The organism is Stenotrophomonas mori (assembly GCF_023556335.1).
Lineage (GTDB): Bacteria > Pseudomonadota > Gammaproteobacteria > Xanthomonadales > Xanthomonadaceae > Stenotrophomonas > Stenotrophomonas mori.
In genome coordinates this window covers 261,819-287,929 of record NZ_JAIKTS010000001.1, presented here as the reverse complement: position 1 = coordinate 287,929, position 26,111 = coordinate 261,819, and the positions used below count along the sequence as shown (strand labels likewise).

Here is a 26,111-nt window from a genome sequence, read left to right as displayed (position 1 = left end):
GGACCGGCTCAGCGGATCTCCGAGATCTCCACCCCGTCCAGCCCCTGCGACAGGGTCTTGGCGTCGCCGCCCTGCGAGAGCTTGATGCGCAGGCGCACCTCGTTCTGCGAATCGGCATGGCGCAGCGCGTCGTCGTAGCCGATCTCGCCGGCCTGGTACAGCTCGAACAGGCTCTGGTCGAAGGTCTTCATGCCCAGCTGCACCGACTCCTTCATCACTTCCTTGAGCTTGTGCACCTCGCCGTCGCGGATGTAGTCCTGCACCAGCGGCGTGCCCAGCAGGATCTCCATCGCCACCCGCCGCGCCCGGCCGTCGGGCGTCGGCACCAGCTGCTGCGCGACCACGCCCTTGAGGTTCAGCGACAGGTCCATCAGCAGCTGGCTGCGACGGTCCTCCGGGAAGAAGTTGATGATGCGGTCCATCGCCTGGTTGGCGTTGTTGGCGTGCAGCGTGGCCAGCACCAGGTGGCCGGTCTCGGCGAAGGCGATGGCATGGTCCATGCCCTCGCGGGTGCGGATCTCGCCGATCATGATCACGTCCGGGGCCTGGCGCAGGGTGTTCTTCAGCGCGGCCTCCCAGCTCTCGGTGTCGATGCCCACCTCGCGCTGGGTGACGATGCAGCCTTCGTGCCGGTGCACGAACTCGATCGGGTCCTCGATGGTGATGATGTGCCCGGTGGAGTTCTGGTTGCGGTAGCCGATCATCGCCGCCAGCGAGGTCGACTTGCCGGTGCCGGTGGCGCCGACGAACAGGATGATGCCGCGCTTGGTCATGGCCAGCGTCTTGATCACCGGCGGCAGGCTCAGCTCCTCCACCGTCGGGATCCGGGTCTCGATCCGGCGCAGCACCATGCCGACCTGGTTGCGCTGGTAGAAGCAGCTCACGCGGAAGCGCCCGACACCGGACAGGCCGATGGCGAAGTTGCACTCGTGGGTCTTCTCGAACTCTTCGCGCTGCGACGGCGTCATCACGTTGAGCACCATGTCGCGGCTCTGCTGCGGCGTCAGCGGCGTCTGCGTGATCGGGCTGATCTTGCCGTGCACCTTCATCGACGGCGGCATGCCGGCGGTGATGAACAGGTCCGACGCCTTCTGGTGCGCCATCAGCTTGAGGAACGAAGTGAAGTCGATGGTGCTCATGAACGGGCTCCTGTGGAACCGTGGATCTGCGGAACGGCGGCGGGAACGGCACCGCCCTGGCGCGCCGCGGACGCACTCGCCCGCGGTGCGCGGCGGCGGCTCACTCGAACAGCCGCTTGTCCTTGGCGTACTCGCGGGCCTGGTTGCGGGTGATCAGGCTGCGCTTCACCAGGTCCTGCAGGTTCTGGTCCAGCGTCTGCATGCCGACCTGCTGGCCGGTCTGGATCGCCGAGTACATCTGCGCCACCTTGTCCTCGCGGATCAGGTTGCGGATCGCCGGGGTCGCCACCATGATCTCGTGCGACGCGATGCGGCCGCCACCGACCTTCTTCAGCAGCGCCTGGGAGATCACCGCCCGCAGCGACTCGGACAGCATCGAGCGCACCATCGGCTTCTCGCCGGCCGGGAACACGTCGATGATGCGGTCGATGGTCTTGGCCGCCGAACTGGTGTGCAGGGTGCCGAACACCAGGTGGCCGGTCTCGGCCGCGGTCAGCGCCAGACGGATGGTCTCCAGGTCGCGGAGTTCGCCGACCAGGATGTAGTCCGGGTCCTCGCGCAGCGCCGAGCGCAGCGCCTCGTTGAAGCCGTGGGTGTCGCGGTGCACCTCGCGCTGGTTGATCAAGCACTTCTGCGAGGTGTGCACGAACTCGATCGGGTCCTCGACGGTGAGGATGTGCCCGTACTCGTTCTTGTTGATGTGGTCGACCATCGCCGCCAGGGTCGTGGACTTGCCCGAGCCGGTGGGCCCGGTGACCAGGATCAGCCCCTGCGGCTGCTCGATCAGCTGCCGGAACACCGGCGGGCAGCCCAGGTCCTCCAGCGTCAGCACCTCGGAGGGAATGGTGCGGAACACCGCGCCGGCTCCCCGGTTCTGGTTGAAGGCGTTGACGCGGAAGCGCGCCAGCGAGGGAATCTCGAACGAGAAGTCGACCTCGAGGAACTCTTCGTAGTCCCGGCGCTGCTTGTCCGACATGATGTCGTAGACCAGCGCGTGGACCTGCTTGTGGTCCAGTGCCGGGATGTTGATGCGGCGGACGTCGCCGTCGACGCGGATCATCGGCGGCAGGCCGGCGGACAGGTGCAGGTCCGATGCTTTGTTCTTGACTGAAAACGCCAGAAGTTCAGCGATATCCATGCGCTGCTTTTCCCCGAGGTTGCGGATGGCTGGAAAGGATTCCCCTGCCGCGCAGTATAGCCCCGTGATCGCCGGGATCGGCGCGCCCGTGCGGTGCCCCCGCGCCCTCGCCGGCCGCCGCGGATGCCGCCGGACGGCCCGCCGGGCGCCGGTGCGCCGGCCTTGTCCGGTTGGATACACTGCGCGCCGGGCTGCGGCGCCGCCGCATTCCCCTCCCCTTGCCGACCACCAACGAGGTTTCCATGAGCCGCGCCCACGACACGCCCGCCTTTCCTTCCGGCATCGCCTTCATCGGTGGCGGCAACATGGCACGCAGCCTGATCGCCGGACTGGTCGAGGGCGGCATGGACCCGGCCGCCATCGAGGTCGTCGAACCCCAGGCCGCACCGCGCGAGGCACTGCGTTCGACCTACGGCGTGCGCGTGGCGGCGACGGTCGCCGAGGCGGCGCTGGGCGCCGACGCGCTGTTGCTGGCGGTCAAGCCGCAGGTGATGGCCGCGGTATGCGCCGACCTCGCGCCGCGGCTCGGGCCCGGCACCCTGGCGGTCTCGATCGCCGCCGGCGTGACCACCGCCCACCTGCGCGGCTGGCTGCCGCAGGCCGCCCTGGTCCGCGCCATGCCCAACACCCCGGCGCTGCTCGGCGCCGGCATGACCGGCCTGTATGCCGGCGCCGACGTCGACCACGGCCGGCGCCAGGCCGCGCAGGCGATCCTCGCCACCGCCGGGCAGACCCGCTGGATCGACGACGAAACGCTGATGGACGCGGTCACCGCGGTATCCGGCAGCGGCCCGGCCTATGTTTTCGCCCTGGCCGAAGCCATGGAGGCGGCCGCACGGACGCAGGGCCTGGACGCGGAGGCCGCGCGGCAGATGGTGGTGCAGACGGTCCTCGGCGCAGCACGCATGCTCGCCGAAAGCGGGCAGAGCGCCGGCGCCCTGCGCGAAGCGGTCACCTCGCCCAACGGCACCACCCAGGCGGCGCTGGAAACCCTGGCCGCGGGCGGCTTCCAGGCCCTGGTCGGCACGGCCGTCGCGGCCGCCGCGCAGCGTGGCCGCGAACTGGCGCAAAACGCATGAGCGCAAGTGGCAACGTTCCATTGCGGAACCTCCATCACACAACGGCTGCGCACTCCATCGCGTGCATGGACAAGTGTGAGTGCAGCTACGACACTGCCCATCGTTCGTGCGGTTCACGCTCGATGGCAACCACCGCACCGTTACGAAAAGCTGCTGGCGGCAGCATGGAAGACTCCTTGTTCCAGGATCGGCAATGACCGTAGAGCAGCACCCGTCCACCCTCGATGAGGCGACGCAAGGAGCAGGCATCGACTTCATCGACTGGGGCATCCGGCTCGGCCAGCGCACCCTGCTGGCCGGCATCGACCTGCACCTGGGCGCACCCGGCATCGTGGTGCTGATGGGCCCCGCCGGCACCGGCAAGTCCACCCTTCTCAAGGCCATGGCCGGGCAGACCAGCGCCCATGCCGAGTACCAGGGCACGCTGCTGTTCGACGGCCAGCCCGCGGGCCAGGCCACGCAGCTGCCCGCACTGGTGCAGCAGCACCCGCGCGACCTGGCGACGACCCTGCAGGGCAGCCTGGCCGACGCGCTGCGCGGCCGCGAACCGCTGACCCCGGCCGAGCTGCAGGCGCGCGTGCGCCAGGCCCTGCAGGACGCCGGCCAGCAGGACCTGCTGCTGGCACTGGACAGCCGCCTGTTCGACCTGCCGCGCGACCAGATGCGGCGCGCGCTGATCGTCCGCGCGGCGCTGTCGGGCAGCCGCACGCTGCTGATCGACGAACCCACCAGCGACCTGGACGACGCCCAGGCCGAGCGCCTCCTGCAGCTGGTGCGGCAGCTGGCCGCCGAGCGCTGCTGCGTGCTGGTCCTGCACCACCAGGCGCAGGCCCGCGCCATCGCCGACCGCGTGGTGCTGCTGGCCGGCGGCCGCATCCAGGTGGATGCCGGCAACCGCGCCTTCTTCGACAATCCCGAGGCGCATCCGGTGCTGGCGCAGTTCCTGCGGACCGGAAGCTGCCACCTGCCGGCCCTCGACGCACTGCCCGAAGAGCTGGACCTGGAAACGCTCGACGCGATGGCCGCGCCGGCGCCGCGGATTCCCCGCGCCCCCGCACCGGCGAGTGCGGCCGGCGAGGCCGGCCCGGCCGGGGTCGATGCCGCGGCCGATGCGGCCCCCGTCGATGCCGCCGGCGTCGCGCCCCTGCCCCCAGGGGTGCTACCGGCAAGCCGCGGGCCCAACGGCTTCCACTGGCTGATCCCGGGCAAGCTCGCCGGCTGCCCCATGCCCGGCGCGGTGCTGCCGATGGCCCACGACCTCAGCCTGCTGCGCACCGTCGGCGTCACCGTGCTGGTGAACCTCACCGAGAAGCCGATGACCGACACCGCCATCCCCGCCCATGGCCTGCGCACCCTGCACATGGGCGTGGAGGACCGCAACGCGCCGCCGCTGATGTGGATGAAGATGCTGCTGGCCAGGATCGACCGGCTCATGCGCCAGGGCGAAGTGGTCGCGGTGCACTGCCTGGCCGGGCTGGGACGCACCGGCACCGTGCTGGGCGCCTGGCTGGTCCGCGAGGGACTGACCGCCGACGAGGCGCTGCGCCGGCTGCGCGCGATCGAACCCGGCTTCGTCCAGTCGCGCGTGCAGGAAGACCTGCTGCACGAACTGGAAACCAACCTCCTGATCCGCGCGCCGGATTGCTAGATCCCCCATGCCGCGGGGCAGCAGCCCCGTGGCTTCATCCCCCCGCACCACCGGAGAGAAAACCATGTCCCTCGACGCAACCATCCAGAGCTCCATCGCGGCAGTGCCGGAGTGTCTTGCTGCCGGCTATGTCGACATATCCTCCGGCATGCTGCTGGCCATGCGCACGGTGGATTCGCACCCGCGCGAAGTGCTCGACCTGCTCGCCGCGGCGACCGCCGACCTCTACGATGGCGCCAACGTGCGCATGATCGAGCAGCTGTTCCGGCGCTCCCGCGGGCTGCCCGAAAGCGATGGCGCGCGCTACTTCCAGGAAATCATCGTCAACAGCGAGAACCTGATCCACATCTTCATGCGCGGCAAGCGCTACCCGAACTACATCGTGGTCTTCGTATGCCGCCGCACCGCCAACCTGGGCATGGCGCTGACCAAGGCGCGCCTGTCGATGCCGCAGATCGAAGCGGCCGTCTGACCGCCGCAGGCAGCTTCTCTCCCTGGCCGCCGGCATCCGCCGGCGGCCATTTCATTCGCCGGCCGCCCACGCTCCCGACGGCCCTGCCGCCTTCCCCGGTTACCGTCTTGCCAGGCCGGCGCCCGCGGCGCAGTCTGGCGGAGCGGCCTGCGCCCGCAGGCCGCTTCCCCTCGACTTCCGGCCCGCCATCATGTCTCCGCGCCCCCGTACCCGCTTCGACGGCAGTTGCCACTGCGGCGCCGTCCGCTTCCAGATCGTCAGCGATTTCCCGGAGCTGACCACCTGCGACTGTTCGATCTGCCGTCGCCGGAACGCCTTGATGGTCAAGGTCCACGAGCGCGACTTCCAGCTGCTGAGCGCCCCCGAGGCCCTCACCCGCTACCAATTCCACACCTACACCGCGGTCCACTATTTCTGCCGGACCTGCGGCATCTACCCGTTCCACCGCCAGCGCGTCGCCCCGGACCACCTGGGCGTCAACGTGTTCTGCCTGGAGGGATTCGACCCTGCCGGCATTCCGGTGCGCGCCAGCGTCGGCGCAGACATGCCCTGAGGCCGGGCCCGCCACGGCCGCGCCTGCCGCAGCCAGCACTGTCGGCGCCATCGCCGCGGGACTACCATGGGCGCCCGTGGCCCCCGCCGGCGCGCCGCGCCCTCCGTCACGCACCGCCACACGCCCCGCATGCAGGAATCACCGGACCCCTCGTTGCAGCAACGGATCGAACGCCTGGATCGGGTCCTGCCGCAGACCCAGTGCCGGCAGTGCGGTTACGACGGCTGCCGCCCGTACGCGGAGGCGATGGCGCGGGGCGAGGCCGGCATCGACCACTGCCCCCCCGGTGGCGACGCCGGCGCGCGCGCGCTGGCGCATATCCTGGGCGTGGCGGCGCAGCCCTTCGACCGCCGCCGCGGCGCGCACAAACCGGCGCAGGTCGCCTTGATCGTCGAAGCCGACTGCATCGGCTGCACCAAGTGCATCCAGGCCTGCCCGGTGGACGCCATCGTCGGCGGCGCCCGCTACATGCATACCGTGCTGGCCGACCTGTGCACCGGCTGCGAACTGTGCCTGCCGCCCTGTCCGGTGGACTGCATCGAGCTGCACGCCCGCTAGCGGCGCCCGCCACGGCGCCGCCGGAACACGGCTCAGGGCACCGCGGCGGTGATCACGATCTCGATCTTCCAGTCCGGGTTGGCCAGGGCCGCCTGCACGGTAGCGCGCGCCGGCGCGACCCCCTCCGGCATCCACCGGTCCCAGGCTTCGTTCATGCCGGCGAAGTCGGCGATGTCGGCCAGGAAGATCTCCGCGCGCAGGATCTGGGTCTTGTCGGTGGGCGCCAGCCGCAGCAGTTCGTCGATCGCCTGCAGCACCTGCTCGGTCTGGCCGACGATGTCCGCATCGGTGTCCTCCGGGACCTGCCCGGACAGGTAGGCCACGCCGTGGTAGATGGTCATTTCCGACATGCGCGGACCGGTATCGAAACGTTCGATCATGGGGATTCCCTGGAAGGTTGGGACCGCCATTGTGCCCCCGCGGCGCGGCAACGGCGCGTGTCCGTGCGCGTCGCGCTTCAGTGCCGCCGCGGCGGCATCCGCAGCAGCCGCCAGGCCACCGCCGCCAGCCAGGCCAGCACCAGCGCGATCACCGCCTTCTGCCCGAGTCCCCGCGGCGTGGCACGCCAGAGCACGTGCACCCACAGCCCGGCAAAGGCCAGCCAGGCCCCTGCCCAGGCGAACCGGTGGAAGCCGTGCCAGCGCCCATCGCGGGAAAAGCACCAGGCCTGCACCAGCATCGCCACGGTGGCGCACAGGAACGCCGTCTGCGCCGCCAGCGCATGCACCGCGATGGCCAGCACCGGCGCGCGCCCGGGCAGCCAGCTGTCGCCGATCGCCACCGCGGCCAGCCCCAGCGCTCCGGTGCAGAACAGCGCCAGCGGCAGGCCGCGCCGCGCCGGCCCCTGCGCCTGCACGTGCAGTGCCACGGCCAACAGCACGATCGCCGCGGCCAGCAGGCAGTACACCGCCCGCAGCCACCCCCCGTGCGGGCCGTGCAGGTAGAGGCTGAGCGTGGCATGGACCCAGTCCAGGTCGGTGCGCGCGACCTGCAGCCAGAGCGCGGTCGCGGCGAACAGCACGACCGCGGCCAGCGCCGTCAGCGCGGCCAGGCGCACGGACGTCCAGGCAGTCACGGGAGGGGCATCGGCCACGGGCGGCTCCAGGCGTCCGGCAGGACCCGCATTATCACCGCGTACACCGGCGCGGCCTCAGTCCGCGGCGTCCGGGTGCCGCTGCTTCCAGGCCGCCAGCGCCTGCCGGTAGCGCACCAGCTCATCGGCGTACAGGTCCAGCACGCACAGCGGGCAGCCACTGCCGCAGCATTCGTTGGGGCCCGGCTCCTCCGGCGGCACCGGCCGCGGGTCCGGATCGGGAATCTGGCTCGGAGTCATCACGTCGGCGGCACGGCCGCCAGCAAAACAGGGGGACCGTGGATTCTAGGCCATGCCGGCCACGGCCCCCGCCACCGCCCCCCGCACACGGCCGGCACCGCCGCCGCAGGCACCGCTCTCAGGCGGTGATCCGGCGCAGATTCGCGCGCGCCTGCGCGTCGTAACGCACATGGAAGAAATCACTGAAGAAGATGCGCGGCTGCGCCAGCACGCCCTTGAGGAAACGGCGCCGGTTGCGCCGGAACAGGAACCCCGGAAGCGTGCCGCGGTATTCCTCGGCGATGCCGCGGTCATAGGCATCGAACACCGCGTCCGGCGCGCCGAGGATGGCCATGTCGCTGTCCAGGAACAGGGCCGCATCGGCATCCAGTTCATCGCCACGCAGGCGGCCATGGCGTGCGGTCAGTTCGATCAGCGCCGCCACCCGGTCCACGTCCACGCCGGCACCGGGCAGCCAGTGCGCGATCGCGGTGCGCGCCATCCGCGCCGAGCGCAGCTCGTTGTCGCCGCGCCCGGCCTCGTACACCGCGTCGTGGTACAGCATCGCCAGCGCCACTTCGCGCGGCTGCCGCCAGCCGGGACCGGCGGCGACCTCGCGGTGATGGCGCAGCAGCGCCTGCACGTGGCCGAAGTTGTGGTAGGCGCGCGGCGGCTGCCGGTGCGCGGCTTCGATCTCGGCCAGCTGGCCCGGCGGCAGGGTCAGGGGAATCAGGTCCATGCGGCCATCTTCGCAGGCCGCAGCGGGCATGCAAACGCGGCACTCAGCCCAGCGGGAAACGCCCTTCCAGCTGGTAGCGGGTCTGCCCGAGGTAACTGCGGATCAGCACGAACTCGCGCACCAGCCAGCGCATCGGCTGCACCGGCTGCGGCGGCAGGCGCCGGCTGTCGTAGAGCAGGGTCAGGTGCGGGGTGAAGGCAGGCTCCGGGCGCAGGCCGAGGCCCTGCAGCCCGCGCGCCAGCGCCTGGTGCAGGCCCTGCAGCAGGTCCGCACCGTGTGCGCTGCGCAGCACGAACGGGTGCTGGCGGTTGCCGGCGAAGCTGCCCACCTCGTCGAAGCACACCTCGAACGCCGGCTGCCGCACCCGCGCCGCCGCCTGCCGTGCCTTGGCCAGCAGGCTCGGTGGCAGGCCGGCGTAATCGCCCAGGTGATGCAGGGTGACGTGCAGGCGCTCCTGCGCCAGCGGACGCCCGCCCAGGCCGTGGTCGCCGCGCAGCCCCTCGGCCAGCTCGGCGATGCGCCAGGCCGTGGCCGGATCCGGCATCACCGCGAAGAACAACCGCTCGGTGGGGATGTCGCCACCGAAGCCCAGCGACAGCTGCGCCTCGGCGGAAGGGGTGAACTTGGTCATGCTCGAAGGAAGCGCCGGCGGGCGCTCGCGTACCGGCGTATCGCGGGTCCGGCCCGCCTGGGGCGCGGATACTAGCAGACACCGGCCGGTGCGGGGCCGTCCCGCCGCCGCCCCCTGGCGAAAACATGACCAGTGCCGCGCAACCGCCGTGGCACAAGCGGTGCACGGAGTTATCCACATCTTTGCCAAGCGGCCGTCCACACCTTCTGTGGATGGCCGCCTCCCGGCCCGGAAGGGCGGCGGCCGGCACCGGCGGCGGCGGAGAGCGGCCGGCCACCGCCGGCGTCCGCGGGGCGTTCCTGCCCGGGCGGACAGGCCGCACGGGATGGCCGTGCGGCGGCGCCTGGGCCGGCGGCAATCAGGCCTTGCGCAGGAAGCAGGTCTTCAGCACCAGGCCCTTGATCTTGTCCGAATTGCCTTCGATGTGTTCGGCGTCGTCCTCGACCAGGCGGATGTTGCGGATCACCGTGCCCTGCTTGAGCGGGATCGACGAGCCCTTGACCTTCAGGTCCTTGATGACGGTGACGGTGTCGCCGCCGACCAGCACGTTGCCGTTGCTGTCGCGGACCACCAACGTGGATTCGCTGGCCTCGCCCGGCGTCCATTCGTGCGCGCAGTCGGCGCAGATCCACAGCGCGCCATCGGGGTAGACGTTCTCCGAGGGGCACTGCGGGCAGGAAGTGATGGGCATGGCGACTCCGTATTCAGGGTGGGACAGACCGGCCATTGTAGCCGCCCCGTCCCCGCGCCCCGGCGCGCGCCGGGGCGCCGGCAACGCAGGCCGCCCTCAACGGCGACCGAGGTCCACCCGCACGCTGCCCGAGTGCGAGCTGATGCTGATGTCGCCATCGCCGCTTCCGATGCGCGCATCCAGGCTGCTGCCCGGGCCGTAGCGGGGGCGCTCCACCTGGCCCACGTCGGACCGGATGCTGCCGCTGAAGCTGCTGGCCTTCAGCTGCGCCGAGGTGTCGGCCGGCAGGCCGAGCGTGATCGGCGCGCTCACCGTCTGCAGGCTGATGCGGCCACCCGGCCGCAGCCCCTGGCTGCGCACGCCAAGACTGCCGGACACGCTCTCGGCATTGAGCCGCTGTACCCCGCCCAGCGCCAGAGTGATCGCACCGGACACCGAATTGGCCTCGACTTCGCCGCCACTGCCACCGTCGGCGGTGATCGCACCGCTGACCGTGCGCAGGCTCAGCCGCGGGGTGCGCAGCTGCGAGCGGATCGCACCGCTCACCGTGGCCAGGGTGCCGTCGGTGGCGGTGCCGGCGGCCTCGATGCCGCCGCTCACGGTGCTGGCCTGGAGGCGGCGCAGATCGACCGCGGCGATGTCCAGCGCCGCGCTCACCGTATCGGCCTGCAGCTCGCTGCCCCGCGGCACCCGCAGTTCCAGCGTCGCGCCGCCGCTGCTGCGGCCGTTGCGGGGATACACCACCTTGAACTGCACGCGGTTGGCGCTGCTCTGCACGTCCAGCCGTTGGCCTTCGCCCAGGCTGCCGGTGAGGCGCACCTCGTCGCGGTCCCAGCCACGCACCGCCACCGAACCGGCGACGTTGCTGATCTCGACCCGCCCGCCGCCGGACAGCGCGCGGCGCTCGTCGACCGTGCTCTGGGCCAGCGCCGGCGCCAGCGGTGCCAGCAGGACGGCTGCCGCCAACAGCGACCGTAGGGAAACCCTCATGATGCGCGCTCCTTCAAGTAGATGATTCGGTGACGGCAAGTCCCTGCCGGGTGAGTTCCAGGCGCAGCGCATAGGTGCGCCGCAGTTGATCGAGCAGGAAGGCGGCCTCCGGGCTCTGCGCGATCGCCGAACGGATGCTGCCGGCGCTGGCGTCCAGCTCGTGCAGCGCCGGGACGTACTCGTCCGCGACCCGCTCCGGCGGAATCGCCGCCAGCGCGCCGTGGTAGGCATGGGCGAGGACGTCGGCCTGCTGCTGCAGCGACGGCGCCTGCGCCAGTGGCGGTGCCGGTGCCGGCGGTGCCTGTTCGTGCGTCCACCACCCGGCCCCCAGCAGCAGCGCGCCCACGGCCGCGGCGGCGGCGAGTGCGAACGGGCGACGGCGCCGCCGCGCGGGTGGCGGTACCGGCGGCCGTTCGCACTGCGCCTGCGCCATCGCCGTGGCGATGTGCTGCCAGGCCGCGGCCGGTGGCTGGCGCTCGCGTGGCAGCGCGCGCAGGCGCGCGGCCAGAGGATCGTGGATGTCGTCGTGGTTCATGCGGTTTCTCCCAGGCGCGCGCGCATCAGCGCCCGCGCACGGTGCAACTGGGCCTTGGAGCTGCCGACGGCCATCCGCAGCTCCTCGGCGATCTCCTGGTGTTTCCAGCCTTCGATGTCATGCAGCACCAGCACCGCACGGGCGCGGGGCGGCAGGGTCTCCAGGGCCCGTTCGAGGTCCATCCCGGTGGCCCGGCAGCGCGTGGCCGCGGGCATCCGCTCCAGCGCTTCCATCGCCTCCGCGCCGGCATCCAGCGCCTCGAACGGGGCACTGGCGCGCAGCTCCATCAGCGCCGTGTTCACCGCCAGCCGGTGCAGCCAGGTGCCCAGCGCGCTCTCGAAGCGGAACTGCGGCAGCCGGCGCCAGGCCAGGATGAAGGTGTCCTGCAGCGCATCCTCGGCGCGCGCGGCGCTGCCCCCGCACAGCCGCCACAGCAGCGCATACAGGCGCGGCGAGTGGCGGCGATAGATGCACTCGTAGGCATGGCGGTCGCCGCCGGCGGCAGCGCGCGCCAGCGTGGCGTCATCGGCGGCCGGCGGCGAAGGGGCGGTGGCGGTCACGGTGGCATCGAGCATACCCATTGGATGCGCCCCGCGCCGAAAAGGTTTAAACCGCCCGCACCGCAGGCCACGGAACGGCTGACAGCCACGCCGCGGTAGCCGACAATCAGCGCTTGGCCACGTCCCTCCCTGTTCCCATGCTCCGACTTTCCGCCCTGCTGCTGGGCACGCTCCTGGCGGCGGCCGGCTGTGCCGGCGTCCCCGCCCGGGCCCCTGCCGACAACGCCACCGCCACCGACACGGGGCTGCCGGCCAAGGCCGAGCAGCCGCTGCTGCTGGTGTCCATCGACGGGTTCCGCAACGACTACCTGGAACGCGGCCTCACCCCGACCCTGGACGCCCTGGCCCGGGACGGCGTGCGCGCCGCCTACATGCGGCCGTCCTATCCGTCGATCACCTTCCCCAACCACTACACCCTGGTCACCGGGCTGCGCCCGGACCGGCACGGGGTGATCGCCAACTTCATGACCGACCCGACCCTGCCCGGGGTGCGCTTCAGCATGTTCGACCCGGCCACGGTGGGCGATGCGCGCTGGTGGAACGACGGCACCCCGCTGTGGACCCGCGTGCGCATGCAGGGCGGCCGCGCCGCGGCGATGTTCTGGGTCGGCTCGGAAGCGCCGGTGCACGGTGCGCGCCCGGAATTCTGGCGGCCGTTCGACATCAAGGTCAGTTCCGCCGAGCGCGTCGCCCAGGTGCTGGAGTGGCTGGCCCTGCCGGCCGCCGAGCGCCCGCACTTCACCACCCTGTACTTCGACCGGGTCGACAGCATGGGCCATGCCCATGGGCCCGACTCCCCGGAGCTGGACCAGGCGCTGGTCGAGGTGGACCAGGCCCTGGACCAGCTGATGCGCGGCATCGATGCCCTCGGCCTGGCGCGACAGGTGAACCTGGTGGTGGTCTCCGACCACGGAATGATCGCCACCGGGCCCGAGAAGGAGGTCTTCCTCGACGACCTGGTGGACGTGGGCCGGCTGGACTTCACCTGGACCGGCGCCTATGCCGCGTTCAACGCCCTGCCCGGCGGCGAAGCCGCCGCCCGCCAGCTGCTGGGACGCCATGCGCACATGCAGTGCCTGCCGCGGGAACAGATACCGGCACGGTTCGACTATGGCCACCACCGCCGGGTTCCGGCCTACATCTGCATCGGCGAACCCGGCTGGCAGATCACCACCCGCGATGCGATGCAGCGCAAGGGCCACCGCCTGCTCGGCGAGCACGGCTACGACAACCTGCTCCCGGAAATGCGCGCACCGTTCATCGCCCATGGGCCGGCGTTCCGCCGCGGGGTGGTGATCCCGCCAATCGACAACGTCGACGTGTACCCGCTGCTCGCACGCGTGCTCGGCATCGACGCCGGCGACCACGACGGCGACCCCGCACAGACCGAGGCCGCCCTGCGCCCCTGAGCGCCGCGGCGCCGCCGACCGTCCTCCCGCAAGGAACCCGCCTGATGAAGAACTACCTGCCCGAATGGATGCACGCCTGGATCGGCCTGTTCGACACCGCGCTGATCATCCTGCTGATCCTGCTGGTGGCCTGGCTGCTGCGGCGGCTCACCCGACGGCTGCTGGCACGCCTGGGCACCCACTACACACTGCCGCCGCAGGTGGAGGTCGCCGCCCGCCGCCTGTCCAATTTCGTGATCTGGAGCGCCACGGTCGTGGCGATCCTGGACCAGCTGGGAATGTCGCCGACCATCCTGTGGACGGCGTTCACCGGCTTCGCCGCGGTCGGCGCCGTGGCGTTCTTCGCCGCCTGGAGCGTGCTGTCCAACATCTTCTGCGCGCTGCTGATCTTCACCAGCCGCCCGTTCCGCCTCGGCGACCGCCTGGAGGTACTGGAAAACGGCGAGAAACCCGGGCTGAAGGGTCTGGTGATCGACATCAACCTGGTCTACACCACGCTGCAGGAAATCGACGGGCCGGCCGAAGGCACCCTGATGCAGATCCCCAACAGCCTGTTCTTCCAGCGCGGCCTGCGCCGCTGGCCGCTTGGCGCGGCGCTGCCCGGCCAGGTCCAGGGCGACGGCTGAGCCCCCGGCCGCCGCGGACCACCGGCCACGCCGCTAGCGCAGCTGGCTGTCCTTGCTGCCACGGCGGTTGTAGCCGCTGTGCGCCGACTCCTCGGCGTCCAGCGCCTGCTGACAGGCCACGCACAGCCGCACCCCCGGCACCGCGCGCCGCCGTGCCTCGGGTATCGGCGCGTCGCATTCCTCGCACCGGCTCAGGCCCGGCCCGCTCGGCAGGCGGCTGCGTGCCCGCTTGATCGCGTCCTCGACGGTGGCGTCGATCTGATCCTGAACGGCGGTATCGCCCGCCCAACCGGTGGCCATGGCTGGCTGCTCCGTAGTGACCCGCGGCCAGCCTAGCGCAATCGCCCGCGCGCCGGTACACGGCGCCGGCGCGCGTTCACCACACCAGGTCGTCGGGCACCACGAACTGCGCGTAGTACGCGTCGTCCTCGGCGTTGCCGGTGGAGGCCTGGGCATCGTCAGGCTGCCCGTGGTCGAGCACGATCAGCGCGGCATCGCGCTCGCGCACCTTCTCGGCAGCCAGCCTTGGCAGCAGTTCGAAGCCGTCGCCGTGGCGGACAACCACCAGCATGCCCGCGGCCAGCTGCGTGCGCAGGGCCTCGTCCACCAGCAGGGTGCGGATCGCGGCGCCGTCGCTGAAGCGGTACTCCAGTTCGCCGCGGCGCGGCACCCTGCGGTCGGCGACGATCTGCCGCGCCTGCGCGCGCAGCTCCTCGGCGCGGCGCTGGGCGTTGCGCTCGGCCGCGAGCGCGCGGTCGCGCTCGGCCTTTTCCGCACGCGCGCGCTCGGCCTCGCGCTGGCCTTCGCTGGGCTCGGCCGGAGCGCCCTTGGCATGCCGCGCCTTGTTCTGCTCGCGCGCCACCTGGGCGACCTGCGACTTCTTGACCAGGCCGGCCTTGAGCAGCTGCTCCTGCAGGGGATTCGCCTTCGCCATCGTTCATGCCACGTGATCGGATCGATGCTGCCATGATACCGGCCCGCCCTTGTCCGCGCCCGCCGATGCCGCCCCTGACCTACCTCGCCGGCTACCCCGACCACCTGCAGCAGCGCGCCCGCGAGCTGCTGGCGCAGGGCGTGCTGGGCGAGACCGTGCGGCGCCGCTACCCGCAGGCGCATGCGGTGCGCAACGACCGCCAGCTCTACGACTACGTGCAGGCGCTCAAGGAGCGCCACCTGCGCCAGTCGGTGCCGCTGGGCAAGGTGTGCTACGACAGCAAGCTGCAGGTGCTCAAGCACGCACTGGGCCTGCACACCGCCGTGTCCCGCAACCATGGCGGCCGGCTCCGCGCCAGCCGCGAGATCCGCATCGCCAGCGTGTTCCGCGACGCGCCGGCGGAGTTCCTGCGGATGATCGTGGTGCACGAACTGGCGCACCTGAAGGAGGCCGAACACAACAAGGCCTTCTACCAGCTGTGCCTGCACATGGAGCCGGACTACCACCAGCTGGAGTTCGACCTGCGCCTGTACCTGACCGCCCTGGAACACGACGCGGACTGACGCCGGCATCGCTCCCCCGGCGCGGTGGCGCTACACTCGCCGCCCGCCGTCCCCGCCCGTCCCCATGACCCCGCCCATCCGCCTCGACAAGCACCTCGCCGCACAGCTGCAGTGCTCCCGCGCGCAGGCCCGCCACTACATCGAAGGCGGCTGGGTCAGCGTGGACGGCGTGGTGGTGGAAGCGCCGCAGACCCTGGTGGCCGGGGAAACCGTCACCCTTGCCGCCGGGGCCGCCAGCGAGCCGGCCGAGCCCGCGACGCTGCTGCTGAACAAGCCTGCCGGCTGCAGTGATGCGGAACTGTCCGACCTGCTGCGCGAGGACCGCCGCTTCGCCGACGACGCCTCCGGCATCCGCCTGCTGCACCGGCATTTCCAGCGCCTGGAGGTGCCGATGCCGCTGGACCCCGATGCCTGCGGCCTGCTGGTGCTCACCCAGGACTGGCGCGTGCGCCGCCACCTGCTCGAGGCCGGAGCGGCACTGGAGCAGGAATACATGGTCGACGTGGAAGGCGAAGCCGGCCCCTGGGCGCTGCCCCGGCTGGCCCACGGCCTGGACTACCGGGGACGCGCCCTGCCCGCCTGCAAGGTCAGCTGGCAGAGCGAACAGCGCCTGCGTTTCGCGATCAAGGACGTGCATCCCGGCCAGTTGCGGCACATGTGCGCCGACGTCGGCCTGCACGTCACCGGGCTGCGGCGGCTGCGCATCGGCCGCATCGGCCTGAACCGGATGCCGGATGGCCACTGGCGCTACCTCGCTTCCGGCCAGCGCTTCTGAACCACCCCCCGGCGCAGCCGCCCCGCCGGGGCGGATCGCCGGCCAGGCCCTGCCGGGCGAGGCCCGGCACTACCCGGCAACGACGCCTCCCCGTTCCGCAGCACGGCCCCCCGCCCCGCTGGAACGCTCCCCGTCCGACCGGCGCGACAACAGCCGCGACGGCCAGCCCCCCCCTCCCGGAACGACCGGCATCGCGGCGGCAGGCAACGATTGCCCGCACCCGCGCGACGCCCACCCGCGCCCGGCCGTAGCTTGGGGCCCTGCCCCGCTGCGACATTCCCCACCCGATCGGGTCCGTGGGCTGCAACAGCACGCACGGCAGGACCACCCCGGCCACCCCCAACCAAGAACGGCCGGCACCGACCACATGGGAGCCAGCCGCGCCTAGCCGTAGAGCGGGGCCACGCCCCTCCGGCGCCGGCCGGCGTCTCCCGGAGCCTGCCCTACGACAGCAGCCGCAGCAGGGCCGCCGCCGCCGCGCCGGCCAGCACCACCGCCAGGAACGGCAGGCGCACCGCCAGCGCCAGCGCCGCGGCCACCAGCGCCCCCAGCCGGGCGTCCAGGGCGATGCCCGGCCCGGCAGCCACCGCGTTCATCGTGGTCAGCGACGCCAGCAGGCCGATGGTCAGGGTGCCGGCCACGCGGCCCATGCGCGGCGACGCCATCCAGCGCACCGGCATCAGGTAGCCGCAGAACTTGATCGCCCAGGCCGCCACGCTGGCCAGCAGTACCCATCCCCACATCGTCATCGGCGCACCTCTTCGTGGTGCCCGGCCGCCACGCCGGGCGGTGGGCCGGCGGTGGCCGGGTCGCGCACGCATCCGCCCCAGACCGCGGCGACCGCGGCCGCCAGCAGGATCGGCACGCCGGCGGGCGTCCACGGCAATGCCAGCACCGTCACCAGCGCGCAGACCACGGCGATGGCCACCGGTTCGCGGGTGCGCAGGCGCGGCCACAGCAGGCCCAGGAAGGCCGCCACCGCGGCGCCGTCCAGGCCCCAGCGGCGCGGATCGCCCAGGGCATCGCCCAGCAGGGCGCCGGCCAGGGTGAACAGGTTCCACAGCAGGTAGACGCCCAGTCCCGCGGTCCAGAAGCCGCGGCGCTGCTCGTCCGCGTCGGTCTGGCTGGTGGCCGTGGCGGTGGATTCGTCGATGGTGATCTGCGCCGCCAATATCCGTCGGCCGCCGCGCGGCCGCAGCAGGCGGTTGATCTGCGCGCCGTAGACCGCATTGCGGATGCCCAGCAGCGTGGCCGCGCCGAACGCCGCCGCGCCGGTGCCGCCGGCACCGACCACGCCGATGAAGGCGAACTGCGAGCCGCCGGTGAACATCAGCAGGCTCAACGCCACGGTCTGGCCCACGCTGAACCCGGACGCCACCGCCAGCGCACCGAAGGAAATGCCGTACAGGCCGGTGGCCAGCGCGATGGACAGGCCGATGCGCATCGCCGGCGTCAGGCGCGCCGCGCCGGCCATCAGCCGCGTCCGCGCGCGTGTTCGGCGGCGGCCACGAACACCACGTCGGTGGAGGAGTTGAGCGCGGTCTCCGCCGAGTCCTGGACCACGCCGACGATGAAGCCGACCCCCACCACCTGCATCGCCACGTCGTTGGAGATCCCGAACAGGCTGCAGGCCAGCGGAATCAGCAGCACCGACCCGCCGGGTACGCCGGACGCGCCGCAGGCGCCGACCGCGGCCACCACGCTCAGCAGCAGCGCGGTCGGCAGGTCCACCGCGATGTCCAGCGTCGTGACCGCCGCCAGCGTCAACACCGAGATGGTGATCGCGGCACCGGCCATGTTGATGGTCGCGCCCAGCGGGATCGCCACCGAATAGGTTTCCTCGTGCAGGCCCAGCTTGCGGCACAGCTCCATGTTGACCGGGATGTTGGCCGCCGAGGACCGGGTGAAGAATGCGGTGACGCCGCTGTCGCGCAGGCAGCGCAGCACCAGCGGATACGGGTTGCGCCGCGTCACCGCCGCCACGATCAGCGGGTTGCCGACCAGGGCCATGAACAGCATCGCCCCGACCAGGACGCACAGCACGTGCAGGTAGTTCTTCAGGGCCGCCAGGCCGGATTCGGCCAGCAGCGCGGCGATGATGCCGAACACGCCCAGCGGCGCCAGCCGGATCACCATGCGCACGATCCAGGTGATCGCTTCGGACAGGTCGCCGAGCATCGCCCGGGTGCCGTCGCCGGCCCGGCGCAGTGCCAGGCCCAGGCCGACCGCCCAGGCGAGCAGGCCGATGTAGTTGGCGTCCAGCAGCGCGTTCACCGGGTTGTCGACGACCTGCATCAGCAGCGTCCGCAGCACTTCGCCGATGCCGCCCGGCGCGTTCAGGGCGGCGTCGGCCGGCGCCTTCAGGATCAGCGTGCTGGGAAACAGGTAGCTGGCCAGCACGCCCACCAGGGCGGCCGCGAGCGTACCGACCACGTACAGCAGCAGGATCGCGCCGAGATGGGTCTTCTGGCCCAGCCGGTGGTTGGCGATGGAGGCAGCCACCAGCACCAGGACCAGCAACGGCGCCACCGCCTTGAGCGCCGACACGAACACCGTGCCGAACAGGCCGGCGGCACGTGCGCCCTGTGGCCACAGCAGCGCCAGCACGATACCGGCGAGCAGGCCGATGACGATCTGCAGCACCAGGCTCGGGGCGCGGAAGGAGGTCGGAGAAGGATTCATCGGCGGGCTCGCTCGGGACAGGAGGCGATTCTCGCCCGGCCGCCGCATTCCCACACCCCCGGAACGTCATGCCCGGCGCTACGCCGGCGCACGCACTAGCGGTCGGCCTTCTCCAGGCGGATGCCCAGTGGCCCGGTCAGCGCCCCGTCGGCGCCGATGGTGAACTCCAGCGCATGCGCCTTCTGCGGCAGCGCCACCCTGAGCGTGTCGCGGTCGCGCACGTAGGTGGTCTCCTGGGCAATCCCCATGGCCTCGATCCGCACCGTGCCGGCGGCGGCGAAGTGGTAGCGGGTGACGCCCATGCTGTCGGTGTAGACGCCGCTGACGCCCGGACTGCAGGCCGCCAACAGGCATGGCAGAGCGACGAACAGGTACTTCTTCATCCTTCCCCCGGAAGCGGCGGACCGTGGCCGGCCGTCATGGCCCTCCCCTGCCCGCCGATTCTGCCACAGGCCGGCCGCCGCCATCGGTGCCTCAGCCCGCCGGGGAACGCCCGCGGCGCGGTGCCAGCCACAGGGCGAAGAACAGGCCCGCGCCCAGCGCCAGGCCGGCGCCGCCGGCGAAGGCCGCGGCCAGGCCGAACCGGGCGGCCACCGCACCGGCGAGCAGCATGCCGGCGCCGACGCCGACGTCCAGCGCACAGAAATAGGTGGCCACCGCGGTGCCGCGCTGGGCGTGGCTGCCGAGGCCGACCATCATCGTCTGGTACGCCGGGTAGACCACGCCGAATCCGAAGCCGGCCAGCAGCCCGGCCAGGTAGTAGGTGCCCGGCGTACCGGCGGCGGCCATCAGGCCCAGGCCGGCAACGATGGCCGCACTGCCCCCATGGGTGGCGGCCACCACCCGGCCACCGTCGATCAGGCGCCCGGAGAACGCCCGCGAGACCATCATGCCCAGCGCCATCAGGGTGAAGAAGATGCCGGTGTTGGCCGCGCCGAGCTGCTTGCCGTGGATCGCCGCGAACGCCAGCAGCATGCCGTAGCCCAGGCCGATCACGGCCAGGTTCAGCGCCAGCGGGATGCCGGGCAGCAGCAGGAAGCGGTCCAGCGACAGTACCGTGGCGGCCCCGGCCCGCGGCTTGCGCGGCGAGCGCACCAGCGTGGCCACCAGCAGGCCGGCCATGCCGGCGCCGAGCGCGGCCTTGAAGATCACCGGGAACGGGTAGCGGTCCATCAGCCACAATCCGGCCATCGGCCCCAGCGCCATCGCCAGGCTGCTCATCAGCCCGAAGAAGCCGATGCCCTCGCCACGCCGCGGCGACGGGACGATATCGATGGCCTGGGTATTGGCCGCGGTGCCCATCATCGCGAACGTCAGCCCGATCCCCCAGCGCACCAGCACGTAGGCCAGCACGGTGTGCGCCAGCAGGTAGCCGGAGGTGAACAGCACATAGGCGGCCAGCGCCACCAGGTAGACGTGCTTGGCGTTGAAGCGGTCGACGACGAAGCCGGAGAACGGACGCACCAGCAGCGCCGCGATCACGTAGCTGGACAGGATCACGCCGACGGTCGCCTCGCCGACCCGCAGCTGTTCCAGAAGGTGGAACGGCAGGGTCGGCATCAGCACGTAGAACGACATGCCCATCAGGAAGTTGGCCAGGCACGCCAGGACGAACCCCGGCGTCCACAGCCGCGGCCGTGGTGCGTTCATCGGCAGCCGCCTGCGCGGCGTTGCGCGCGGCCTGCGGCCGGCTCGCCCTGGCGGGCGCGAGGCGCTAGCCTGTCGCGCCCCCACCGCGGAAACCCACGACGATGAAACTGCAGCTGGCGCTTGAATGGTTCCTCAACCCCGATCATCTGCCCATGATCGCCGGGATCGAGCAGGGCTGGTACCGGGAGGCGGGGCTGGAGCTGGAGCTGCTGGCGCCGGACGACCATTACGACGGTCTGGCCGCCACCGTGGCCGGCGAGGTCGCGTTCTCCTGCAACGAGCCGCTGCACATGATCGACGAGCACCGTCCCGGGCTGAAGGCGCTGGGCTGCTTCTTCGAGACCGACGGCGGCATCGTGCTGCACCGCGACGCCGGCCGGCGCCTGCTGCAGGGCGGCACGGTGCGGCTGGCCTCGCCGGTGGCCGGCGGCGTCACCGACGCCATCGCCGTGGAGATCCTGGCGCGCTGGTGCCGCCAGCGCGGCGCCGCGTTCGCGGCGGACCAGGTGGTGATCGAAAGCGCCGGCTTCGCGCACCTGGACAACCTGCGCGCCGGCCATGACGGTGCCTGGCTGTGCTTCGCCAACTTCGAGGGCGTGGAGGTGCGCGAGCACGGCATCGATGCGGACTTCATCGCGACCGGCGAGGTCGGGCTGCACAACTTCTCGGCGCTGGAGCTGTTCACCGGCGAGCGCTTCTTGGCCGGAAACGCCGAAGTGGTGCGGACCGTCGGCGCGCTGATCGCCCGCGGCGCGGCGTTGTGCCGCGACGATCCGGCGCTGGCGGCCCGGCTGTGGTACCGCCACACCGGCGAGCGGCCGACGCCGATGATGGACGCGATCATCGCCGACACCTGCCCCCGCCTGGTGGCTCCGCTGCACCGCGACGCCGAGCGCTGGCGCGGCATGTGGCGCCAGTTCGCCGACCTCGGGCTCAGCGCAGTGGACGCTGCCGGCTACGACGCCTTGTACCGCTGAGCGGGCCGGCCGGCCCGGCCGTTCGCGCGCCGGGCCGAGGGCCGGCGTGCGGCCGCTCAACCCACGCCACGCAGCGCCAGGGTCAGCGCCAGCACGCTGAGGATCACGGCGATGGTGCCGTCCAACACCCGCCAGGTACCGGGCTTGTCGAACAGCGGCGCCAGCAGGCGCGCGCCCAGGCCCTGCGCGGTCAGCCACAGTGCGCTGGCGGTGACCACGCCGGCGGCGAACGCGGTGCGTGCATGGCCGAAGTTGTCGGCGATCGACCCGACTACCACCATGTCCAACCAGAAGTGCGGGTTGACCACCGAAAACCCGGCCGCGGCCAGCATTGCCGCGCGCCGCGAGGACTCGGCGCTGTCGTCCAGGTGCATGCCGCCACCGCCGGCCACCGCCCGCCGCGCCGACTGCAGGGCGTACCAGCCCAGGAAGGCGATGCCGCCCCACAGCAGGCCGGTGGTCAGCCACGGCAGCTGCTCGGTGAGCGTGCGCAGGCCGGCGACGCTGGCGAAGATGAAGGCCGCGTCGATGGCGAAGCAGGTGGCGATCACCGGGATCACGTGCTGGCGCAGGATGCCCTGGCGCAGGATGAAGGCGCTCTGTGCACCGACCACGGCGAACAGACCGATGCCGGTACCGGCGCCACTGAGCCAGGCGCTGCCGGCGCCCTGGGCGGCTACGAGGGAAAACATGGGAGGACTGCCTGTAATACGAGAAGGGGGAACGCAGCGGGTGCGTCGACGGCGGCGATTATTGCACTGCAACATCAGAAAGTAGAGCTAAACTTCTTAAACCCTCATTAGCAGGACTTAATCATGCGCATCGACCATGCCCAACTGCGCGCCCTGGCCGCGGTGATACGCGAGGGCAGCTTCGAGCGCGCGGCGCTGGCGTTGAACGTCACCCCCTCGGCGGTCTCGCAGCGGATCAAGGCCCTGGAGGAACGGGTCGGCAAGCTGCTGGTCAAGCGCTCCACGCCGTCGGAAGCCACCGCCGAAGGCCTGGTGCTGGTGCGGCTGGCCGAGCAGACCGCGCTGCTGGAGCGCGACGCCTTCGAGCGGATCGGCCTGTCCGACGCCGATCTGCCGCGGGCCAGCATCCCCGTGGCGGTGAACCACGACAGCATGGAAACCTGGTTCCCCGAAGCCGCGCTCGCCTTCGCCCGGCACAGCAGCACGCCGCTGGACCTGTACAGCGAGGACCAGGACCACACCGCGGCGCTGCTGCGCCAGGGGGCGGTGCTCGGGGCCGTCACCACCCTGTCCGAGCCGGTGCAGGGCTGCCAGATCCATCCCCTGGGCAGCATGCGCTATGCCGCCACCTGCACCCCGGACTTCCATGCCCGGCATTTCGCCCGCGGGGTCACCGCGCAGGCGCTGGCGCAGGCGCCGGTGCTGGTGTTCAACCGCAAGGACGACCTGCAGGCCCGCTACGCGCAGCGCCTGACCGGTTCGCAGCAGCCCCTGCAGGCCCCGACCTGGTGGATTCCCTCCACCCGCGCCTTCGTCCATGCCAACCTCGGCGGCCTGGGCTGGACCATGAACCCGCTGCCGCTGGTGCGCCGCCACCTGGAGAGCGGACGCCTGGTGTACGTCAAGCACCGCGCATGGGAGGACGTGCCGTTGTACTGGCAGCACTGGAAGGGCGAGGTCAAGACCATGGCCCTGCTCACCCGCGCCGTGGTGGAGGCCGCCGCGACCCTGGTGCGCCGCCGCCGGGCGGCCTGAGCCACGCGGCGGGACGGCGCGCGCGGCGCCGGTTCCATGATGTACATCGCCGCCGCCCGCGGCGTGACCGGCTCCGCAGGAGACCGCGCCGGCAGGCGGCCGGACGCGGCGCCGAGCGGCATGCCGGCGGCTATCCGGACGCAAGGAGCCGCGACATCCCACGGCTTACTCCGAGAGAGCGGCAGATCCTGCAGCTGATCCCCCGCCACGCCACGGTCGCACAGCAGGCCGTGCTGCTCGGCATCCGCCCCTGCACGGGGTGTCCGCGCGCAGCGGCCTGAACCTGGCTCTCAGAGCAAGGACAACAGTTTCTCCATCAGCGGCAGCGCATCGGGCATCGGGCATCGGGCATTCACAAGATGCTCGGCGAGGCCGGCGGCAAGGGGTCGTATGTCCGCACCAGCGCCACCAAGAGCACCGACAAGCATCTGTGGCCAAGCGAATCCAACTGCCTGCCCAGCAGCCCGGCGCCGGTCGCCTCCAGCTTCGCCCCCGTTCGATGGTCACCGGCTGCTGCCACGCCGGATCGCGCGGATCGGCGCCTACCGGCTGGTGTTCAGGGTGGCCGGGGGCGGCACCGGGCCGGTGATCGAACAGCGCAGCTGCACGTCCGCCCATTACCGGACGTTCTGCACCCTCGACCATTGAACCGCCCCCCGGACGCCATCCGGCGTCCGGGGGAGCACCGCCGGGCGGCTCAGGCCGCCAGCGCGAAATCCAGGCCGCCCCGCACCGCTGCCACCTGCGCGGCATCGCACTGCGCGGGCGTGGCCCGCGGGCTGTCCGGATAGACCTCGGTGGTGGTGGTGAAGCGCGCGCCGGTGATGCCGGCGCACAGGCCCAGCGCCTGCAGCGGGTACTCGATGACCCCGTGGGCGACGACCGGCGAGCCGATGATCCGCCCCTGCGCATCCGGCGGCGCGATATGGGTGACCCCGGCCACCGCGGCGATCACCGCCTGCTGGAACGCCGGCTGGCGGTTCTCGGTGTCGTCCACCAGGTAGAAGCCGTCGGGGATCTCTCCCGGCTCGAACGGCTTGCCGTCGCGCGCGGCCAAGGCCGGGCGGAACTCGCTCTCGTCGGTGTCGGTGGTTTCGTGCAGGTCGATGTGCATCAGGAAACGCCCGCGCAGCGGCGCCACGAGTGCCATCAGCGCGGCCGACTCCGGCGCCGGGCTGGCGGGGACGAAGTTGCGGTTCGGGTCCAGCGCCAGGGCATTCCAGCGCTGGATGCGCTCATAGCCCCACGGGCTCACGCACGGAGCCACCAGCAGGTTGCAACGGCCGGCGTAGTCGTCCGCATGCCGGTCGACGAAGGCCAGCGCGCCCTGGACGCCACTGGTCTCGTAGCCATGCACGCCACCGGTGACCAGCGCCACCGGCAGTGCGTCGTCCCAACCGCGGCTGCGGATCGCCAGCAGCGGGTAGCGCCCCTGCGGATATTCCAGCTCGCCGTAGGCGGCCACGTCGAAGCGTCCGCGCAGGGCATCGATCTTGCCCAGCACCTCCCCGGCATAGCTGCGCTGTACGGCCTGGCGTGCCAGCCACTGCGCCCTTTCCGGCGCACCCCATGGCTGGCCCGGGGTCCCGATGGGATAGAAAGCGGCGGTCATGACGGCTCCTCGTGGCGGCGGACAAACGCGCACTCTACACCGCACGGCATTCCGGCGAATGCGCCCGCGGCGGCTCCCGCCGGCGCGCGCGCCTCCGCGCGCGCGGAACGGCCTCAGTGCCCGGCGTCGCCGCGCAGCTCGCCGATGTCCGCGTCCTTCTGCTGCCAGAGGCCGTTCATCCACTGCTGGAAGCGGATGCGGAAGGCGCGGTCGGCCTGGTAGTCGCCGCCGGCGAGCTCGGCCGGAATCGGCCGCTGCCGCACCCGCACCTTCACTTCCGGGATGCGGTCGGCCATCAGGTCCAGCATCGACGGGATGCCGTGCGGGTAGACCACGGTCACGTCCAGCAGCGCATGCAGGCCGGTGCCCATGGCGTCGAGCACGAACGCCACGCCGCCGGACTTGGGCTTGAGCAGGTGCGCGAACGGCGAGGCCTGGGCCGCATGCTTGGCCGGCGTGAAACGGGTGCCCTCGACGAAGTTCATCACGGCCACCGGCATGTCGCGGAACTTCTCGCAGGCGCGCCGCGTGACCTCCATGTCGCGCCGGCCCAGCTCCGGGTTCCGGGCGATCTGGCGGCGGCTGTAGCGGCCCATGAACGGGAAATCCAGCGCCCACCAGGCCAGGCCCAGCACCGGCACCCAGAACAGCGAGCGCTTGAGGAAGAAGCGCAGCAGCGGGATGCGCCGGTTGAACACGTTCTGCAGCACCAGGATGTCCACCCAGCTCTGGTGGTTGGCCAGCACCAGGTAGTGGCCGTCGCGTGCCAGCGCGGTGTCGCCGTCGACCACCAGGCGGGTACGGGTGAAGGCGCCCATCATGGCGCTGTTCACCCCGATCCAGCTCTCGGCCAGCCCGGTCAGCAGCGGGTTGCAGGCGCGCCGCACCGCACGCAGCGGCAGCAGCGCCTTGAACAGTGCGACCGCGAACAGCGGCAGGCAGTGCAGCAGCGTGTTGAGCGCGATCAACAGCAGGATCGGGATGATGCGGAACCATTTCATGGAGGAATAACTCGCGAAGTCCGGGCCGGTCGCCGCCCTCGGAAGGCGGCACAGGGTAGCAGAGGCCGGGGCGCGGCCGGCGCCGGCGCGCGCCATTCCAGGCCCGGCCG

32 protein-coding genes are annotated in these 26,111 nt (G+C 71.7%); 11 read left to right on the top strand and 21 right to left on the bottom strand.

Going from position 1 to position 26,111, the window contains the following annotated elements; translation table 11 throughout:
- Positions 1-8: 8 nt before the first annotated feature.
- Positions 9-1,139: a PilT/PilU family type 4a pilus ATPase gene (locus K5L01_RS01315; RefSeq protein WP_250061233.1), complete on the bottom strand. Its 1,131-nt coding sequence runs from the start codon at positions 1,137-1,139 to the stop codon at positions 9-11.
- Between the two features lie 100 nt (positions 1,140-1,239).
- Positions 1,240-2,277, bottom strand: a complete 1,038-nt coding sequence (locus tag K5L01_RS01310) for a type IV pilus twitching motility protein PilT (RefSeq protein WP_250061231.1) — start codon at positions 2,275-2,277, stop codon at positions 1,240-1,242.
- Positions 2,278-2,519: 242 nt separating this feature from the next.
- Between K5L01_RS01310 and proC the strand changes: the two genes are divergently transcribed.
- The 5 genes from proC to rnfB all read left to right on the top strand — a co-directional run bounded on the left by proC (position 2,520) and on the right by rnfB (position 6,587).
- On the top strand, positions 2,520-3,356 hold the full coding sequence (proC, locus tag K5L01_RS01305) for a pyrroline-5-carboxylate reductase (RefSeq protein WP_250061229.1): 837 nt from the start codon (positions 2,520-2,522) through the stop codon (positions 3,354-3,356).
- 193 nt (positions 3,357-3,549) lie between these two features.
- A complete protein-coding gene (locus tag K5L01_RS01300; protein ID WP_250061227.1) occupies positions 3,550-5,004 on the top strand; it encodes a phosphatase domain-containing putative toxin in 1,455 nt (484 codons plus the stop codon).
- A 64-nt stretch (positions 5,005-5,068) separates the two neighbouring features.
- A complete protein-coding gene (locus K5L01_RS01295) occupies positions 5,069-5,476 on the top strand; it encodes a hypothetical protein (protein ID WP_250061224.1) in 408 nt (135 codons plus the stop codon).
- Between the two features lie 190 nt (positions 5,477-5,666).
- Positions 5,667-6,029, top strand: coding sequence for a GFA family protein (locus K5L01_RS01290; protein WP_250061222.1), 363 nt, complete (start codon positions 5,667-5,669; stop codon positions 6,027-6,029).
- A gap of 129 nt (positions 6,030-6,158) precedes the next feature.
- Positions 6,159-6,587, top strand: coding sequence for an Rnf electron transport complex subunit RnfB (rnfB, locus tag K5L01_RS01285; protein ID WP_250061220.1), 429 nt, complete (start codon positions 6,159-6,161; stop codon positions 6,585-6,587).
- Between the two features lie 32 nt (positions 6,588-6,619).
- Here the strand turns inward: rnfB and K5L01_RS01280 are convergent, their stop codons facing one another.
- From K5L01_RS01280 to K5L01_RS01240, 9 genes are all read right to left on the bottom strand, one after another.
- Entirely contained in the window at positions 6,620-6,967 is a 348-nt protein-coding gene (locus K5L01_RS01280; RefSeq protein ID WP_250061218.1) for a RidA family protein, read from the bottom strand.
- Positions 6,968-7,044: 77 nt separating this feature from the next.
- Positions 7,045-7,662, bottom strand: coding sequence for a DUF998 domain-containing protein (locus K5L01_RS01275; protein WP_250061216.1), 618 nt, complete (start codon positions 7,660-7,662; stop codon positions 7,045-7,047).
- 75 nt (positions 7,663-7,737) lie between these two features.
- Positions 7,738-7,920, bottom strand: coding sequence for an oxidoreductase-like domain-containing protein (locus K5L01_RS01270; protein WP_250061214.1), 183 nt, complete (start codon positions 7,918-7,920; stop codon positions 7,738-7,740).
- 118 nt (positions 7,921-8,038) lie between these two features.
- Positions 8,039-8,638, bottom strand: a complete 600-nt coding sequence (locus tag K5L01_RS01265) for an HD domain-containing protein (protein ID WP_250061212.1) — start codon at positions 8,636-8,638, stop codon at positions 8,039-8,041.
- A gap of 43 nt (positions 8,639-8,681) precedes the next feature.
- On the bottom strand, positions 8,682-9,269 hold the full coding sequence (gene thpR, locus K5L01_RS01260; RefSeq protein ID WP_250061210.1) for an RNA 2',3'-cyclic phosphodiesterase: 588 nt from the start codon (positions 9,267-9,269) through the stop codon (positions 8,682-8,684).
- A gap of 358 nt (positions 9,270-9,627) precedes the next feature.
- Entirely contained in the window at positions 9,628-9,960 is a 333-nt protein-coding gene (locus tag K5L01_RS01255) for a zinc ribbon domain-containing protein YjdM (RefSeq protein ID WP_250061209.1), read from the bottom strand.
- 96 nt (positions 9,961-10,056) lie between these two features.
- Complete coding sequence (locus K5L01_RS01250; RefSeq protein WP_250061208.1) at positions 10,057-10,950, bottom strand: DUF4097 family beta strand repeat-containing protein; 894 nt, start codon at positions 10,948-10,950, stop codon at positions 10,057-10,059.
- Between the two features lie 13 nt (positions 10,951-10,963).
- Positions 10,964-11,485: a hypothetical protein gene (locus K5L01_RS01245; protein WP_250061206.1), complete on the bottom strand. Its 522-nt coding sequence runs from the start codon at positions 11,483-11,485 to the stop codon at positions 10,964-10,966.
- On the bottom strand, positions 11,482-12,060 hold the full coding sequence (locus K5L01_RS01240) for an RNA polymerase sigma factor (RefSeq protein WP_250063399.1): 579 nt from the start codon (positions 12,058-12,060) through the stop codon (positions 11,482-11,484). Before K5L01_RS01240 ends, K5L01_RS01245 begins: the two co-directional genes overlap by 4 nt.
- Positions 12,061-12,182: 122 nt before the next feature.
- On the opposite strand from K5L01_RS01240, the gene K5L01_RS01235 reads away from it, so the two are divergent.
- Positions 12,183-13,454, top strand: coding sequence for an alkaline phosphatase family protein (locus tag K5L01_RS01235; protein ID WP_250061204.1), 1,272 nt, complete (start codon positions 12,183-12,185; stop codon positions 13,452-13,454).
- A gap of 44 nt (positions 13,455-13,498) precedes the next feature.
- Positions 13,499-14,080, top strand: coding sequence for a mechanosensitive ion channel domain-containing protein (locus K5L01_RS01230; RefSeq protein WP_250061198.1), 582 nt, complete (start codon positions 13,499-13,501; stop codon positions 14,078-14,080).
- Between the two features lie 33 nt (positions 14,081-14,113).
- On the opposite strand, the gene K5L01_RS01225 is transcribed toward K5L01_RS01230, so the two are convergent.
- A complete protein-coding gene (locus K5L01_RS01225) occupies positions 14,114-14,380 on the bottom strand; it encodes a DksA/TraR family C4-type zinc finger protein (protein WP_250061196.1) in 267 nt (88 codons plus the stop codon).
- 76 nt (positions 14,381-14,456) lie between these two features.
- Positions 14,457-15,014, bottom strand: coding sequence for a DUF2058 domain-containing protein (locus K5L01_RS01220; RefSeq protein WP_250061195.1), 558 nt, complete (start codon positions 15,012-15,014; stop codon positions 14,457-14,459).
- Positions 15,015-15,079: 65 nt separating this feature from the next.
- On the opposite strand from K5L01_RS01220, the gene K5L01_RS01215 reads away from it, so the two are divergent.
- Both K5L01_RS01215 and K5L01_RS01210 read left to right on the top strand, forming a co-directional pair.
- Positions 15,080-15,577, top strand: coding sequence for a M48 metallopeptidase family protein (locus K5L01_RS01215; RefSeq protein ID WP_250061193.1), 498 nt, complete (start codon positions 15,080-15,082; stop codon positions 15,575-15,577).
- A 64-nt stretch (positions 15,578-15,641) separates the two neighbouring features.
- Entirely contained in the window at positions 15,642-16,352 is a 711-nt protein-coding gene (locus tag K5L01_RS01210) for an rRNA pseudouridine synthase (RefSeq protein WP_250061191.1), read from the top strand.
- Between the two features lie 443 nt (positions 16,353-16,795).
- On the opposite strand, the gene K5L01_RS01205 is transcribed toward K5L01_RS01210, so the two are convergent.
- From K5L01_RS01205 to K5L01_RS01185, 5 genes are all read right to left on the bottom strand, one after another.
- A complete protein-coding gene (locus tag K5L01_RS01205) occupies positions 16,796-17,101 on the bottom strand; it encodes an AzlD domain-containing protein (RefSeq protein ID WP_250061189.1) in 306 nt (101 codons plus the stop codon).
- Complete coding sequence (locus K5L01_RS01200; protein ID WP_250061187.1) at positions 17,098-17,826, bottom strand: AzlC family ABC transporter permease; 729 nt, start codon at positions 17,824-17,826, stop codon at positions 17,098-17,100. The genes K5L01_RS01205 and K5L01_RS01200 overlap by 4 nt, the downstream gene beginning before the upstream one ends.
- Positions 17,826-19,034 carry a serine/threonine transporter SstT gene (gene sstT, locus K5L01_RS01195; RefSeq protein WP_250061186.1) on the bottom strand — a complete coding sequence of 403 codons (1,209 nt, stop codon included), beginning with the start codon at positions 19,032-19,034 and terminating at the stop codon, positions 17,826-17,828. Before sstT ends, K5L01_RS01200 begins: the two co-directional genes overlap by 1 nt.
- Positions 19,035-19,129: 95 nt before the next feature.
- Positions 19,130-19,417 (bottom strand): hypothetical protein, encoded by a 288-nt coding sequence (locus K5L01_RS01190; RefSeq protein ID WP_250061185.1) that lies wholly within the window; start codon positions 19,415-19,417, stop codon positions 19,130-19,132.
- A 91-nt stretch (positions 19,418-19,508) separates the two neighbouring features.
- Positions 19,509-20,684 (bottom strand): MFS transporter, encoded by a 1,176-nt coding sequence (locus K5L01_RS01185; RefSeq protein ID WP_250061182.1) that lies wholly within the window; start codon positions 20,682-20,684, stop codon positions 19,509-19,511.
- Positions 20,685-20,785: 101 nt separating this feature from the next.
- Between K5L01_RS01185 and K5L01_RS01180 the strand changes: the two genes are divergently transcribed.
- On the top strand, positions 20,786-21,661 hold the full coding sequence (locus K5L01_RS01180) for an ABC transporter substrate-binding protein (RefSeq protein WP_250061180.1): 876 nt from the start codon (positions 20,786-20,788) through the stop codon (positions 21,659-21,661).
- 56 nt (positions 21,662-21,717) lie between these two features.
- Here the strand turns inward: K5L01_RS01180 and K5L01_RS01175 are convergent, their stop codons facing one another.
- Positions 21,718-22,353 (bottom strand): LysE/ArgO family amino acid transporter, encoded by a 636-nt coding sequence (locus K5L01_RS01175; protein WP_250061177.1) that lies wholly within the window; start codon positions 22,351-22,353, stop codon positions 21,718-21,720.
- A 123-nt stretch (positions 22,354-22,476) separates the two neighbouring features.
- Between K5L01_RS01175 and K5L01_RS01170 the strand changes: the two genes are divergently transcribed.
- Positions 22,477-23,388: a LysR family transcriptional regulator ArgP gene (locus tag K5L01_RS01170; protein ID WP_250061175.1), complete on the top strand. Its 912-nt coding sequence runs from the start codon at positions 22,477-22,479 to the stop codon at positions 23,386-23,388.
- Positions 23,389-24,085: 697 nt separating this feature from the next.
- On the opposite strand, the gene K5L01_RS01165 is transcribed toward K5L01_RS01170, so the two are convergent.
- Positions 24,086-25,000 carry a M14 family metallopeptidase gene (locus K5L01_RS01165; protein ID WP_250061173.1) on the bottom strand — a complete coding sequence of 305 codons (915 nt, stop codon included), beginning with the start codon at positions 24,998-25,000 and terminating at the stop codon, positions 24,086-24,088.
- 113 nt (positions 25,001-25,113) lie between these two features.
- Positions 25,114-26,001, bottom strand: coding sequence for a 1-acylglycerol-3-phosphate O-acyltransferase, YihG family (locus tag K5L01_RS01160; RefSeq protein WP_250061171.1), 888 nt, complete (start codon positions 25,999-26,001; stop codon positions 25,114-25,116).
- Positions 26,002-26,111: the final 110 nt, after the last annotated feature.

Excerpts from the sequence above, each read along its gene's own strand:
- K5L01_RS01315 (WP_250061233.1), bottom strand. The coding sequence starts at position 1,139 with ATGAGCACCATCGACTTCACTTCGTTCCTCAAGCTGATGGCGCACCAG.
- K5L01_RS01310 (WP_250061231.1), bottom strand. The coding sequence starts at position 2,277 with ATGGATATCGCTGAACTTCTGGCGTTTTCAGTCAAGAACAAAGCATCG.
- proC (WP_250061229.1), top strand. The coding sequence starts at position 2,520 with ATGAGCCGCGCCCACGACACGCCCGCCTTTCCTTCCGGCATCGCCTTC.
- K5L01_RS01300 (WP_250061227.1), top strand. The coding sequence starts at position 3,550 with ATGACCGTAGAGCAGCACCCGTCCACCCTCGATGAGGCGACGCAAGGA.
- K5L01_RS01295 (WP_250061224.1), top strand. The coding sequence starts at position 5,069 with ATGTCCCTCGACGCAACCATCCAGAGCTCCATCGCGGCAGTGCCGGAG.
- K5L01_RS01290 (WP_250061222.1), top strand. The coding sequence starts at position 5,667 with ATGTCTCCGCGCCCCCGTACCCGCTTCGACGGCAGTTGCCACTGCGGC.
- rnfB (WP_250061220.1), top strand. The coding sequence starts at position 6,159 with ATGCAGGAATCACCGGACCCCTCGTTGCAGCAACGGATCGAACGCCTG.
- K5L01_RS01280 (WP_250061218.1), bottom strand. The coding sequence starts at position 6,967 with ATGATCGAACGTTTCGATACCGGTCCGCGCATGTCGGAAATGACCATC.
- K5L01_RS01270 (WP_250061214.1), bottom strand. The coding sequence starts at position 7,920 with ATGACTCCGAGCCAGATTCCCGATCCGGACCCGCGGCCGGTGCCGCCG.
- K5L01_RS01265 (WP_250061212.1), bottom strand. The coding sequence starts at position 8,638 with ATGGACCTGATTCCCCTGACCCTGCCGCCGGGCCAGCTGGCCGAGATC.
- thpR (WP_250061210.1), bottom strand. The coding sequence starts at position 9,269 with ATGACCAAGTTCACCCCTTCCGCCGAGGCGCAGCTGTCGCTGGGCTTC.
- K5L01_RS01255 (WP_250061209.1), bottom strand. The coding sequence starts at position 9,960 with ATGCCCATCACTTCCTGCCCGCAGTGCCCCTCGGAGAACGTCTACCCC.
- K5L01_RS01250 (WP_250061208.1), bottom strand. The coding sequence starts at position 10,950 with ATGAGGGTTTCCCTACGGTCGCTGTTGGCGGCAGCCGTCCTGCTGGCA.
- K5L01_RS01245 (WP_250061206.1), bottom strand. The coding sequence starts at position 11,485 with ATGAACCACGACGACATCCACGATCCTCTGGCCGCGCGCCTGCGCGCG.
- K5L01_RS01240 (WP_250063399.1), bottom strand. The coding sequence starts at position 12,060 with ATGCTCGATGCCACCGTGACCGCCACCGCCCCTTCGCCGCCGGCCGCC.
- K5L01_RS01235 (WP_250061204.1), top strand. The coding sequence starts at position 12,183 with ATGCTCCGACTTTCCGCCCTGCTGCTGGGCACGCTCCTGGCGGCGGCC.
- K5L01_RS01230 (WP_250061198.1), top strand. The coding sequence starts at position 13,499 with ATGAAGAACTACCTGCCCGAATGGATGCACGCCTGGATCGGCCTGTTC.
- K5L01_RS01225 (WP_250061196.1), bottom strand. The coding sequence starts at position 14,380 with ATGGCCACCGGTTGGGCGGGCGATACCGCCGTTCAGGATCAGATCGAC.
- K5L01_RS01220 (WP_250061195.1), bottom strand. The coding sequence starts at position 15,014 with ATGGCGAAGGCGAATCCCCTGCAGGAGCAGCTGCTCAAGGCCGGCCTG.
- K5L01_RS01215 (WP_250061193.1), top strand. The coding sequence starts at position 15,080 with ATGCCGCCCCTGACCTACCTCGCCGGCTACCCCGACCACCTGCAGCAG.
- K5L01_RS01210 (WP_250061191.1), top strand. The coding sequence starts at position 15,642 with ATGACCCCGCCCATCCGCCTCGACAAGCACCTCGCCGCACAGCTGCAG.
- K5L01_RS01205 (WP_250061189.1), bottom strand. The coding sequence starts at position 17,101 with ATGACGATGTGGGGATGGGTACTGCTGGCCAGCGTGGCGGCCTGGGCG.
- K5L01_RS01200 (WP_250061187.1), bottom strand. The coding sequence starts at position 17,826 with ATGGCCGGCGCGGCGCGCCTGACGCCGGCGATGCGCATCGGCCTGTCC.
- sstT (WP_250061186.1), bottom strand. The coding sequence starts at position 19,034 with ATGAATCCTTCTCCGACCTCCTTCCGCGCCCCGAGCCTGGTGCTGCAG.
- K5L01_RS01190 (WP_250061185.1), bottom strand. The coding sequence starts at position 19,417 with ATGAAGAAGTACCTGTTCGTCGCTCTGCCATGCCTGTTGGCGGCCTGC.
- K5L01_RS01185 (WP_250061182.1), bottom strand. The coding sequence starts at position 20,684 with ATGAACGCACCACGGCCGCGGCTGTGGACGCCGGGGTTCGTCCTGGCG.
- K5L01_RS01180 (WP_250061180.1), top strand. The coding sequence starts at position 20,786 with ATGAAACTGCAGCTGGCGCTTGAATGGTTCCTCAACCCCGATCATCTG.
- K5L01_RS01175 (WP_250061177.1), bottom strand. The coding sequence starts at position 22,353 with ATGTTTTCCCTCGTAGCCGCCCAGGGCGCCGGCAGCGCCTGGCTCAGT.
- K5L01_RS01170 (WP_250061175.1), top strand. The coding sequence starts at position 22,477 with ATGCGCATCGACCATGCCCAACTGCGCGCCCTGGCCGCGGTGATACGC.
- K5L01_RS01165 (WP_250061173.1), bottom strand. The coding sequence starts at position 25,000 with ATGACCGCCGCTTTCTATCCCATCGGGACCCCGGGCCAGCCATGGGGT.
- K5L01_RS01160 (WP_250061171.1), bottom strand. The coding sequence starts at position 26,001 with ATGAAATGGTTCCGCATCATCCCGATCCTGCTGTTGATCGCGCTCAAC.